General features: G+C 37.9%; 12 protein-coding genes. 11 read left to right on the top strand and 1 reads right to left on the bottom strand.

From position 1 onward, the window contains the following. Window positions 1-7: 7 nt before the first annotated feature. The 5 genes from ABDV71_RS18600 to ABDV71_RS18580 all read left to right on the top strand — a co-directional run bounded on the left by ABDV71_RS18600 (window position 8) and on the right by ABDV71_RS18580 (window position 4,574). The gene (locus ABDV71_RS18600; RefSeq protein ID WP_343535238.1) at window positions 8-1,714 is read left to right on the top strand and encodes a T6SS effector amidase Tae4 family protein; all 1,707 of its coding nucleotides are present in this window, start codon (window positions 8-10) and stop codon (window positions 1,712-1,714) included. Between the two features lie 10 nt (window positions 1,715-1,724). After that, on the top strand, window positions 1,725-2,138 hold the full coding sequence (locus ABDV71_RS18595; protein ID WP_343535236.1) for a hypothetical protein: 414 nt from the start codon (window positions 1,725-1,727) through the stop codon (window positions 2,136-2,138). Between the two features lie 636 nt (window positions 2,139-2,774). Next, on the top strand, window positions 2,775-3,200 hold the full coding sequence (locus ABDV71_RS18590) for a hypothetical protein (RefSeq protein WP_343535234.1): 426 nt from the start codon (window positions 2,775-2,777) through the stop codon (window positions 3,198-3,200). Window positions 3,201-3,292: 92 nt separating this feature from the next. Further along, window positions 3,293-3,727 carry a hypothetical protein gene (locus ABDV71_RS18585; protein ID WP_343535232.1) on the top strand — a complete coding sequence of 145 codons (435 nt, stop codon included), beginning with the start codon at window positions 3,293-3,295 and terminating at the stop codon, window positions 3,725-3,727. A gap of 166 nt (window positions 3,728-3,893) precedes the next feature. Beyond that, on the top strand, window positions 3,894-4,574 hold the full coding sequence (locus ABDV71_RS18580; RefSeq protein WP_343535230.1) for a hypothetical protein: 681 nt from the start codon (window positions 3,894-3,896) through the stop codon (window positions 4,572-4,574). 21 nt (window positions 4,575-4,595) lie between these two features. Here the strand turns inward: ABDV71_RS18580 and ABDV71_RS18575 are convergent, their stop codons facing one another. Then, a complete protein-coding gene (locus ABDV71_RS18575; RefSeq protein WP_343535228.1) occupies window positions 4,596-5,303 on the bottom strand; it encodes a hypothetical protein in 708 nt (235 codons plus the stop codon). Window positions 5,304-5,388: 85 nt separating this feature from the next. Between ABDV71_RS18575 and ABDV71_RS18570 the strand changes: the two genes are divergently transcribed. The 6 genes from ABDV71_RS18570 (at window position 5,389) to ABDV71_RS18545 (ending at window position 12,847) form a co-directional block, all read left to right on the top strand. Next, a complete protein-coding gene (locus tag ABDV71_RS18570; RefSeq protein ID WP_343535227.1) occupies window positions 5,389-7,017 on the top strand; it encodes an acyl-CoA carboxylase subunit beta in 1,629 nt (542 codons plus the stop codon). Between the two features lie 6 nt (window positions 7,018-7,023). Beyond that, entirely contained in the window at window positions 7,024-7,632 is a 609-nt protein-coding gene (locus ABDV71_RS18565) for a hypothetical protein (RefSeq protein WP_343535226.1), read from the top strand. A 1-nt stretch (window position 7,633) separates the two neighbouring features. Next, window positions 7,634-8,791, top strand: a complete 1,158-nt coding sequence (locus ABDV71_RS18560; protein ID WP_343535225.1) for a dipeptidase — start codon at window positions 7,634-7,636, stop codon at window positions 8,789-8,791. A gap of 338 nt (window positions 8,792-9,129) precedes the next feature. Further along, window positions 9,130-10,086: a thioredoxin-disulfide reductase gene (gene trxB, locus ABDV71_RS18555; protein WP_343535224.1), complete on the top strand. Its 957-nt coding sequence runs from the start codon at window positions 9,130-9,132 to the stop codon at window positions 10,084-10,086. A 167-nt stretch (window positions 10,087-10,253) separates the two neighbouring features. After that, window positions 10,254-12,176 (top strand): family 20 glycosylhydrolase, encoded by a 1,923-nt coding sequence (locus tag ABDV71_RS18550; RefSeq protein WP_343535223.1) that lies wholly within the window; start codon window positions 10,254-10,256, stop codon window positions 12,174-12,176. A gap of 44 nt (window positions 12,177-12,220) precedes the next feature. Next, window positions 12,221-12,847: a hypothetical protein gene (locus tag ABDV71_RS18545; RefSeq protein ID WP_343535222.1), complete on the top strand. Its 627-nt coding sequence runs from the start codon at window positions 12,221-12,223 to the stop codon at window positions 12,845-12,847. Window positions 12,848-12,881 lie beyond the last annotated feature (34 nt).

Genomic DNA, 12,881 nt, shown 5'->3' with positions numbered 1-12,881 from the left:
ATGATCTATGAAAACTATGCTACCAATGAAAGCTGCAAGGCTATCTGCAGCCGTAAAATTTCTCGTACTATCTACGCTGTTCATTTTCCTATTCAATTCCTGTAAAAAAGATTCCATTGCTACCCAGGAAATTGCCATAAAGGAAAAATCGGGACAGACCAAAGTAGAAATAGAGACCATTACCCTAGAAACCTTTGGCCGCGAGTTTAAGATAGATTCCCTGTCCCAACTAAGAAACGCCATCTTGTCCAACAAATCGGGCAAGGCCAATGCCGCCATCCAGCTCGAAGGGAGTTCTCTTGATCTGGAGTTTTCCGGAAAGGTACGGGTGATCAGGTCGCCCGAGGGTGTAAGCTATGTCTTTCCCCTAAAACCCCTTTCGCCAACGTCCCTTTCTTTCCAAAACCTTACCGTCGACCGCCGATCAGATCGTACGCTGGTATTCATCAATACCTACACCCCAACCGAAAAGTGGGTGAACAACTGGATCAAGGGAAAAAATGCCGAATTTGAAGGGAAGATTGAAATCGTGTATCTAGACCCGAAAACCCTTGCCCAAAAATATAGTGCAGGTCGGGTAGAAGGAAGCCGGGCCGTGATGTCGTCAGGCACCATATGTCTTACCACAAGATATTATTACACCTATGAGCAGATGTGTGTGGACAATATACATGCCCCCGGTGAGCCTGGTTGTGTTTATGCTGGAAGTGATGATGCCGCATACCTAAGGATAGGATTCCACGACAATACCGACTGTACCACCACTGGCGGAGGCAGCAGTAATCCTGGAGATGGTTCAGGAAGTACTCCACCCAATGGTGGTGGCGGAACTACGCCCACTCCACCAGATGGTTATGATCCTTGCGCCAGTGGAGAGATCAAATGTACGGCACCTGGTGGTGGGTCAACTCCAGCTCAGCAATTGGCAACTCAGTTAGATATTACGGATATAAGGCAAATTACTTTCCTAGATGGTAATGCTAGCTTGGTTACATTACTAAACAATTATCTCAATGCGAACGGGAATTCAATAGACACGGGCAATTTCATTAGATGGGTAGTAGCCTATTTGACGGTAAATAAAAATGTAGTGGGGTTTGATGTGAATAGGGAAGCTGAATTGCTTACTTTTAAAGAAGGAAGCGACCTTGGTACTCCTACTTTGGACTGGGATAGTTATACCCTGCCGCAACAGAAGCAACCTATGCCAACATTTGCTACAATTAAGGTGAATTGGCCTTATACTGAAGAAGCTGGGACTGGATTTGCTATATCTACGGCAAAATATGTATATGACTTGGTAGGGGGGCAATTGGGAGCTAAATATGGATTAACGGATTACAGAAATGCTTGTGCCATAAGGGGCTCTGTTTGCCTAAACAATAGTGGTTATCCAATACCGCAAATATCAGGTACAGAAAAAGGAGCTAACAATAAAAATTTTATACTTCGTGCTGTCGATTTTAGAAATTACGTGAATAATCACTTTGAGGGGCCAAAGGCAAGATTAAATGTTTCCTCTACAACGACAAAACAACAGATTATGGATTGGTTAAAAGAAAATGGAGGTAGAAGTGGTATCTACATTGCCATAAATAAGAATGCAAGTACAGCAGGCTATTCTGGCCATGTAGACTTAATAGTTAATGGTTTGGTAATTAATGGTTATGAAATAGATCCCAAAGGCGGTTTGAGTTATATAGAAATTTGGTAAAGGAGAATTAATGATGAAGTTTACATTTTCAATGTTATTACTTATAATAATAAGTAGTTCATGTTTTTCCCAGAAAAACGTAAAGTTATATGGTATATCTTATAAAACAAAAATTCATAAAGATTATGGAGATTATGGAGTTTGGTATGTTTCAGAACAATATTATTATAATAATAAAAACACATTTGGTATAACTCTTAAGGGGCTGAAAAACGATTCGGTGGTGATGGTCGCAAAAAAGAGAATTTTAAAAGATAGAATTATCGTAACGGAAGTTTATAACAACGTTGAAAATATTGACTCAACAGTGTGTACAATGTATTTTAAAAATGGGGTTTATCAAAAATCTACTTATAAAGATTATTATAACAATAAGCGGTTGCCTAATCGGCCAACCATCAATGATCTTCAAAAGAAAAACTAAAGAAAATGGTAAATGGACCAATTGTAACGTTCTCAAATTCAAGATGAATCTATGAGAAAAATAATTTTCATATGTTATACGATTCTGCTTTTCGCTTGTCAATCGATAGATAGAAAAAACAATAAACTAAAACCCGATGATACTGTAAAAATTATTAGCTGCATATTGAATGGCAAGGAATTTTTGAAAGAGAATCCTGATCTTGATACAGTGTTTTTTTTGAAAAACAAGTTTTTTAACGAGAGTTGGCCTTAAGGCTACAAGTCAATTCAAAATATCTTCTTTAGAAGATAATTCACGGAACAGAATGACTAATCTTGGCCCTGGTTTTCCTTACGATAGTAGGGAAAGACTAAGTCTTTTTAAATTTGAATATATAAATGACACAATAAAAGTAGGCATTTATGAACATGGGGGACATTTGTTTTATGAAACCGAACTTATATTTAAGTAAGGCTTGGGTAGTTTTGAAGCAAAGTGCTTCTAGTGGCGTTAAGGTAGAAAATTTTGAATTTGAAAATGAAAAATGGTATAAGGAGCTCAAAAAGGAAATAAAACCCCCAAAGTCAATGTTTACACCTCCAGAGCCGAAATAAAGATGATTTAGATATAATTCGGTTACAGGTAAAAATTGATATGAAAAGAGGTATCCTTGTTATAGTTTTAGGTTTATTGTTCTTTGCTTCTTGTGGGATAAAACGGAATACCTTTTTAGAAGATAAGGTTTCAAAAAAAGAATTTATAGAGGAATATAGACGATCTTTTTTTCTATCCTATATGCGGTATGCTACTAATAAGGAAATCGTTAAAATTATGGATGACCTTAATGATATGTCTTATAAAGGAGATGGAGGTAATCTGCCTTCAAAATATTTAAGGCACCCAGATTCTATCGCGAAGCGCTGTATAGAAAAGGCAGAAAGGATAATCTTTAATCCAGGGGAAAGCCCAAAGACGTTTTTAATTTTTGAATTAGAAAAAATTACTCGAGGTAATTTCTTAGATTCTATCGCGAATGTGGCATATAAAGATTACAGGCGCTGGTATAGAAAGGAAAAATAAGATTAACAAAGTTTTACTCCCAGATAGAATTTTCATGGAAAGCTTTGCTGTATTGCCACAAAAGTACATAAAAGCATAAAAGAAATAGACTGATGAAACAGATATTATTGCTATTAATAGTCTTTTTGTATTCTTGTCACGTTAATGACAAATATGGACAAAACAAGGTGGATTCTGTAAATGTTTTGTTAACCGCATTAAAAGGGAAGTCATTTTTAAAAGGAAATATAACTTATTCCGATAGTTTATATTTTCTAAAATCGAAATTTTATAATAAAGGCTTTCCAACAGCATCAGAATATTTCACTATATTTTATATCGATGACACTCCCGAAAATAGACGATTAAACTTTCCAGGAAAAAGCATAGACAAAAGAGAACGCTATGAAATAACTGAATTTAAATTATCTTTTGATACGGCACATATAGTATTATATAATCTTGGAGTAAGAGAAAACTATGAATTTCATCTAAAAAAAATAGATAATAGATGGAGTATTACTACAGAAAGTTGGAGTATTAATTAACTTAATGGAGTACTTGTAATGAGAAATGTATTTGTTTTTATGCTTTTGTGCATATTAATGGCCTGTGAGCAAAAAACTTTGGAAATCCGTTAATGCCTAAATAGTTATTGCCTTACAGGCTCTTGGCACAATACAATGATAAATACGAATTTTTAAAAGAACTAATATGAGATATATACTATTACTTTTACTATTTGTTAAAATAACAAATTCTTATGGTCAGTCCTATTACGAAGTCGATTATACTAGTGGAGAAGTTGGAGGTGTGAGGCTTACTGTAGGTAACGATAGTTTCAAGCTAAAAGGCTTTTTTGATGGTGTTATCAAAGCAAAAGGCGATACAAATATTTATTGTTTTGTTAAGAACCGTGACAATTCTTATGCCGCCACCAAAATAAAGATATCGGAATATGTTGGCTCTGAATTGTTTAAGGAACAAAATCTATTTTGGAAGATAGACACTATCTTTGTTAATAAGGATACCGTAATAAACGATATGCTTTGTAAAAGGATAATGATTAATTATGTCTCTTCTTTTGAAGATGATCAAAAAAATATTATTTCTCATGATACTATTTTTACGAATCTGTATGTGGCAAAATCGTTAACGACGGTTACTCCTTTTACATTTACTTCTGATAAGATTACTGGAATCATATTAAAATACGTTAAATGTCATCCTGAGTATGATGCTAGTAATGAGAATGAAAAAGCTATAAGGTTTTATAGAAGAACAGAGATTTTCTCAACGGTTACTAAGGTCTATAATATTAAAGACGAATTTTTTAAACTTCCCAAAGACTGCCGCTACGTTAAAAGTTATGATGAGTTAATGGCAATAGAATAATAAAACCCATTTTCTGATTCTTTACAAATAATTATCCTTGGTCACTTCCCAGGTCCATGGTTTTTTAAAATCACTTAACGTTCTAGGTTGTGAAAAGACTAGGATATCTTCCTCCGTTTCGTTAGAAATATTACGTTTAAAAATACTGCCTACTACGGTTTTTATCGTGCGGTCAACAAAATCATATTGTTTGTCAACCATTTCGCCGGTATCCTTATGGTAATACACATTGTTGGCGGTAACCAAGTTCCATTGTTTTTGCAGATACTCAAATTGGTAATTGAGCTTCCAGCGCCATTCATTACCGCCTTCAAAAGATAAGTTCAGTTTATTCTCTTCAACCCTAAGCCCCCTTAAAGGCTCGCCCATTTTTCCACCCTCTTCGGATCGCAAAATGAAATCGTTATTCTGTAACGCCAGGCGATATCTGCTCCCTGTTTTAAAATATACGGCCAACATTCTGGGCTTTTGCGTTTCCCTAATTAATTCTATTTCATAGTTGCCATACGCTCTGTCCTCATCAACCGCTTGGTGGTACTCTAAAATCAATACCAGATCTCGTTGTTGATCATGGTTCAGATCGCCATAGGCAGAATCCAATATCTTCCAGTTTTTGGGAACCAGATTGTTGATTTTATCACTTTGTGCTAACAGTTTTGGGAAGCTGAACTTTTGGGCAAAAGCTAGGTTTCCCGCTAGCAATAACGTAAAAAATATCGGCCATTTCATGCTATTACAACGCCTAAAATGCTATTTTAGCATCATTGGCTGTGAAACTGTGCGGCTAATACCAAAAACCAAAATTAAAACCGGTATGGATTTGTCATTTAACATGAATGAGGACTATAATAAACAGTTAGTCTACCAATTAAAAGAAAAACTGAAAAAAGTTTACCTAGGAGGCGGAGAGAAAAGTGCAGCGAAACAAAAAGAAAAAGGAAAGCTCCTAGCAAGAGAGCGTATTGCTTATTTGCTGGACAAAGATAAACCCGCTATTGAAGTGGGGGCTTTTGCGGCAGAAGGGATGTACGAAGCAGAAGGCGGTTGTCCAAGTGCAGGGGTAGTGGTTAAAATAGGCTACGTATCGGGACGACAGTGCGTAGTGGTGGCCAATGACGCTACGGTGAAGGCCGGAGCTTGGTTCCCCATGACGGCTAAGAAAAACCTACGTGCACAGGAAATAGCTATGGAAAACCGTTTGCCAATTATTTACTTGGTAGACAGCGCAGGGGTTTATTTGCCTATGCAGGATGAAATTTTTCCCGATAAAGAGCATTTTGGACGTATATTTAGGAACAACGCCATCATGTCATCAGAAGGAATTGTACAAATTGCGGCCATTATGGGCTCATGTGTGGCCGGTGGTGCTTATTTGCCGATCATGAGCGACGAAGCGATGATTGTTGATGGTACGGGCTCAGTTTTTTTGGCGGGCTCATACTTGGTGAAATCTGCCATAGGCGAAGATATAGATAATGAAACACTGGGCGGGGCAACTACGCATTGCGAAATTTCGGGCGTTACCGATTACAAGCACCCTAATGACCAAGCCTGTTTAGACAGCATCAGGAACGTGATGAGTATGCTGGGAGCTCCAGAAAATGCTGGCTTTGACCGTATAAAATCGGCTTTGCCAAAATTAAAGCAAGAGGATATTTATGGTATATTGCCTGATAACCGCGAGAAACCTTATGATATGAAGGAGATTATTTTGCGCTTGGTAGATCACTCTGAATTTGAAGAATATAAAGAACTATACGGACAATCGATCATTTGTGGCTTGGGGCGTATAGACGGTTGGGCAGTAGGCATTGTGGCCAACCAACGTAAAGTGGTAAAGTCAAAGAAAGGCGAAATGCAATTTGGGGGAGTAATTTATTCGGACAGTGCCGACAAGGCCAGTCGTTTTATCATGAACTGTAATCAAAAGAAAATTCCCTTGGTGTTTTTACATGACGTAACAGGCTTTATGGTGGGCAGCAGGTCAGAGCAGGGGGGGATTATTAAAGATGGCGCCAAAATGGTGAACACCGTAGCCAATTCGGTAGTGCCAAAATTTACCGTGGTACTGGGCAATTCCTACGGCGCAGGCAACTATGCCATGTGTGGTAAAGCCTATGATCCTAGGTTGATCTATGCTTGGCCGAGTGCAAAAATAGCCGTAATGGGTGGGGCACAGGCAGCCAAAGTATTATTGCAAATTCAGGAAAGTGCCATGAAAGCCAAAGGAGAAGTGCTTGCTGATGATAAAAAGAATCAATTGTTAGACGATATTACCAATAAATATAATGCTCAAACCACACCATATTACGCCGCATCACGTTTATGGGTAGATGGCGTAATAGATCCCTTGGAAACCCGAAATGTTATTTCCATGGGGATTGAAGCCGCCAACCAATCGCCTATTAGAAAAAGTTTTAATGTAGGGGTAATTCAAACTTGATCGATCATGAAATATAAACTGCTGATATTTTTATGCTTTTGTACTTTTTTACAAGCTTTCTCGCAAGCCAAACCTATTTATTTTAATGGAAACCGGGTTACTCCCGATGCCGAAAGGGCAACTTCTTATGGTGTTTACGGAAAGTTAAGTGGAGAGGATTTATGGGTTTTGAAGCGTTACGACTTGTACGATAATCTAATGCTTTCCGGAACTTATAAAAATGAACAGCTTACCATCCCGCATGGCAAGTTCATTTTCTACGGAAGCATCTTTGATTATAACGACGAAAATTTTACCAATTTTAAGAATTCAAAAACAGATAGATATATTTCGCAGGAAGGTTCGTATGTAGATGGCTTGGAAGAAGGAAAATGGACCGATTATTTTCCAGATGGTAAGGTATTAGGTTATCGTACCTATTTAAATGGTAAATTAAATGGAGATATTGCTGTTTTTACCTATAAAGGTAGAAGAGAAATATATGGACATTTCAAGAATGGACTTAAAGATGGTACCTGGTATAATTTGAAAAAGAGAACAAAGGAAGTTTTTGAAAGCGATAAACTCATCAGCACAAGTAGACTCACCCGCGAAGAAATACAAGCAATAGAATAACATGAAGAAACAACTAGCCCTATTGGCCGCCACAATGTTAACGATCGGTACTTATGCACAAAATGCAAGCGAAATACACCGAAAAGCGATAATGGTTGATACCCATGGCGATATTCTTTTTAACCAGATACAATCGGGCATAGATGTTGGGCAATTGCAGTCTTCCGGTAATTTTGATTTGGTAAGGGCCAAACAAGGTGGGCTAGATGTACAGGTTTTTTCTATCTGGTGCGATGAAAAAGGTGGTTTTGACTTGGCTAACAGACAAATTGATTCCTTATATAGCCTGATCAAAAGATATCCCAACAAAATCGCATTAGCGACCAATGCTCAAGAACTGGAAAATGCGGTGAAGCAAAACAAGCTAGCGGCATTAATAGGAGTAGAAGGGGGGCATATGATTGAAAGCGACCTAGGCAAGCTCGAAGCTTTGGCTAAAAGAGGGATGATTTACCTTACTCTTACTTGGAATAATAGCACTCCTTGGGCAAGCTCTGCGGCCGAGGAAAGCAAAGGCAAGGTCGAAAAACCAGGCTTAAACGATTTTGGGAAATCAGTAGTGAAAAAACTGAATGACCTTGGTGTATTGGTCGATTTGTCTCACGTAGGTGAGCAAACATTTTACGACGCCATCAGTGCATCTAAGAAACCTATTTTGGTATCTCATAGTTGTGTGTATGCTATTAATCCCATCCCGAGAAACCTAAAAGACGACCAGATCAAGGCCGTAGGAAAAAACGGAGGTGTAATCTCCTTGAATTTCTACAGTGGATTTTTAGATTCAACCTATTCGAAAAAACAACAAGCTTTTTTAACAAAGTATAAGGACGAACTTAAAACCCTTAGCGACAAATACGGAAGATCAAAAGCTATTGATACGCTCATTAGCCTACGTAAAATAGAAGCAGATCAAATACGGCCAAGCATTGAAAAGGTAGTAGACCATATCGACCATATTGTGAAATTGATTGGAGTAGACCACGTAGGAATTGGTGCTGATTTCGACGGTGCTGAATCCTTCCCGCAGGGAATTGATAGTGTGGCTGATTTTCCAAAGATAACTACAGCTCTTTTAAAAAGAGGTTATAGTGAAGCCGATATCTATAAAATATTAGGAGGCAACTTTGTACGCTTGCTGAAAGCCAATAAAGGGAAGTAGTTTAGTAAGTTGAAAGTATAGAGTCGCAAAGTTTAAAGTCGGAAAATCCGAAAGGTTAAAAGTATATATCCTCGAACGTCCAACTTTAAACTTTCCGACTTTTTCAATTAATTATTTTCTGACTTTTGGTCTATCAACTTTCCGACTTTTTAATGAACTAATTACTTTCCGACTTTCGATCTGCTAACTTCCTGACTTTTTAAATACTAACTCCTAGCTACTAATCCCTAGTTACTAATCCCTAACCACTAAACGAATTATCTCCACAATTTCATCTTTCTCCACAAATATTGCGCTTTAGGGCTTAAAGATTAAATTTGCATCACAAATTACACACAATGTCTCAACAAGAAGAATTAGAACACGTAGAATGCCTCATTATTGGGTCGGGGCCTGCAGGCTACACCGCAGCTATTTATGCCGCTAGAGCCGATTTGAAACCCGTATTATACACAGGTATGGAAATGGGCGGACAGCTTACCCAAACCACTGATGTAGATAACTTCCCGGGATACCCTAACGGAATTATGGGTCCAGAAATGATGGAGGACTTTAAAAATCAAGCTGAGCGTTTTGGTACACAAATTCGTTTTGGTTATGTAAGTTCGGTTGATTTCTCGTCATTGCCACACAAAGTAACTGTTGATGAAACGAAAACTATTTTGGCAGATTCTGTAATCATTGCCACTGGAGCAAAAGCAAAATGGTTGGGCTTGCCAAGTGAGCAACAATATAATGGCTTTGGTGTATCAGCTTGTGCAGTTTGCGATGGTTTCTTTTTTAAAGGTCAAAATGTAGCGATTGTAGGAGCAGGAGATACTGCTGCCGAAGAAGCAACTTACTTAGCTAAACTTTGTAAAAAAGTTTACATGCTGGTACGTAGAGATGAATTTAGAGCTTCAAAAGCCATGGTTCACCGTGTGTTAAATACAGAAAATATTGAAGTACTTTATAACACAGAAACTACAGAAGTTATCGGAAACGGTAAAAATGTAACTGGTGTAAAAGTATTCAACCATAAAACAGAAGAAGCTAAAACTTTAGATATCGAAGGTTTCTTTGTAGCCATTGGACATAAACCTAACACCGACATTTTTAAAGGATGGTTAGATATGGACGAAACGGGTTATTTACAAACCATTCCAGGCACTTCTAAAACAAATGTAGAGGGTGTTTTTGCCTGCGGCGATGTACAAGATAGTTATTATAGACAAGCGATTACTGCAGCAGGTTCGGGCTGTATGGCCGCCTTGGATGCCGAGAGATATTTGGCCGCAAAAGGCGATGCTAAATAATTAGTATATCCATCATTTTTTAAAGCTTTCTAAGATATTTAGAAAGCTTTTTTTATGTTTTAACTTTTTCTTTTCCACTGCGTTTTAAAAATTTATATCTTGTAAAATAATTATAGTGCTTAATCTATAGCGCTCAACTAAAAACCAAAATATCACAACCAAAACTGATGAAAAAATTATTTTTAACGGCAGTTGCTGCATTTTTTATGCTGAATGTACGGGCACAAACCGATGCTAACATGGGAATTATTCCAGCCCCAGTCTCTGTGGTAAAAGCATCCGGACATCTTACCATAACCAATAATGCGGTAATTTCTGCGCTTCCTACCGACATGAAAATTGCCCAGACACTTAAGGAGTTTTTGCTTTCAAAAGGTATTACCACCAAGATCGTATCTGCTAAAATGCCGTTAAGTGCAAATCAAAAAGTGATTGTTTTAAAAAGTTCTTCTGGTCAACAGGTAAACAATGAGGGCTATAAAATATCAATCAAGGGAAATAGGGTAGAGTTGGAAGGAAAAGATGCAGGTTTGTTTTATGCCATGCAGTCGTTTATGCAGTTATTTCCTAGCAAGAAGGTAAATGGAGAATACTCTATTCAGCATGTAGAAATTAATGATTATCCACGTTTTGCCTACAGAGGGTTACATTTGGATGTTGGTCGTCATTTCTTTCCACTTTCCTTCATTAAAAAATATATTGATGTGATGGCCCAGTATAAGTTGAATAACTTTCACTGGCACCTAACCGAAGATCAAGGTTGGAGATTAGAAATCAAGAAATATCCTAAGCTTACGGAAATTGGTAGCAGTAGGAACGGTACCATTATTGGTAATTATCCAGGTAGTGGAGGAACCGATAATGAAGTTTATAAAGGTTATTACACCCAAGCCGAAGCTAAAGAAATTGTAGCCTATGCTGCCGCCAGATATATTAACGTTATTCCAGAAATTGAATTGCCTGGGCATGGTTCCGCAGCTATTGCAGCTTACCCCGAGTTAAGCTGTTTTCCTGAAAGAGATACGCCTATAGGAGAGAAAACTCCTTGGTCGGGTCCTAGGACTGGTAAACAAGTACAACAAACTTGGGGTGTTTTTGACGATATTTTTGTGCCCTCAGAAAACACTTTCAAATTTTTGGAAAATGTATTGGATGAGGTAATTGCCATTTTTCCATCTAAATACATCCATATTGGTGGTGACGAAGCCCCAAAAAAATATTGGAAAGAGTCTGCATTTTGCCAACAATTAATCAAAGAAAAAGGACTTAAAGATGAGCACGGACTTCAAAGCTATTTTATCCAACGTATAGAAAAGTATTTGAATGATAAAGGACGTTCAATCATTGGCTGGGACGAAATTTTAGAAGGAGGTTTAGCACCTAATGCTACGGTGATGAGCTGGAGAGGCGAAAAAGGCGGGATAGAAGCCGCACAGCAAAACCACGATGTGTTGATGACCCCAGGATCTAACGGTTTGTACTTCGATCACAAGCAATCCCTATCCGAAGATGAACCACTTACCATCAGTAGAACAGGCAAAGGTTATTCTGATTTTATCAAGGTTTATAACTACAATCCTGTGCCTGACATACTTACCGAAGATCAAAAGAAATACGTAAAAGGCGTACAGGCAAACTTATGGACCGAGTATATCGAAACACCTTCAAAGGTAGAATACATGATTTTTCCAAGGGTTTACGCCCTGTCTGAAATAGCTTGGACACCCTTAGCCAAAAAGGATCTTAAAAACTTTAGCGACGAACGTTTGCCTTTACATTTGGCAAGATTGGACCAAACTGATACTAATTATTGGGTGCCAACAGCAGTAGGCCAGCCAGCTCAGACCGTAAATGGCGAAAACCATGTGATTACCCTAGCTGCACCCGTTTCGGGAGCTAAGGTTTATTATACGCTAGATGGTTACCGGCCTTCTGAAAATGCAGCAGAATATACCCAACCGCTGAACATTAATGTACCCCAAGGAACAAAAAAAGTATTAAAAACTATTGTAATTACACCTAGCGGAAAACGTAGCGTAGTAATGGAAACCGTTTTGAATAATGGTGCAGCAGATGTTAAAGTTAAATAGCCTTTGCATTAAACGTGTAAAACACATAAATTGGCTTTTTAAATATGATGAAGATGTTTTTAAGAGATTTTTTTAAATCTGTATTTATAGTAGCTGCAATATCTATGGTATTTGTGGCCTGTAGCGAAAACGAAAAGACTGTGCAAACGCAGTTGGCTCCAACAGAAACCAAGGCCCCCAACCCATTTCCATTCTATAAAAGTATAGAAATAAAACCAGGCTATTATTTTGAGGTAGTAAGCTGGGGTAAAGGAGTGGATAGCGTAGGTGGATTTTTGATCTTAATGTCTGATTCCGCTAAAAATAACTATAAGTCTATTGCTGTGGAACGAAATGGAATCATTACCGATGCTTGGAATATGGACTTGGATAATGATGGTAATCCAGAAATTTATGTACAGTCGCTAGTACGTAAAAACGTTACCGATGTCAATGTGTACGAATTTGGTAATGATTTTAACAAAATCAGTTTTCCGGGAATAAATACCATGAAAGGTTACCAGGGAGACGATAAATTCTTTGTTAAAAATGGAGATTTATTTCGCTCCGTACCTATTGTACAATCAGAGGGAGGCAAAACCAGCACCTTGGTAAAGACCTTGAAATACCGTTTGTCTGGCAATAGCTTTTCTTCTTCGGAAGTAAAGCCAGGGGAGACTAACTCAAATTAATATCATTATCAAGGACGAGGATTTTTATTCTCGT

It is taken from the genome of Pedobacter sp., assembly GCF_039594775.1.
In the GTDB taxonomy this organism is placed as follows: Bacteria; Bacteroidota; Bacteroidia; order Sphingobacteriales; family Sphingobacteriaceae; genus Pedobacter.
The sequence above is the reverse complement of the archived record's forward strand: the minus strand, read 5'-3'. Positions and strand labels throughout refer to the sequence as shown.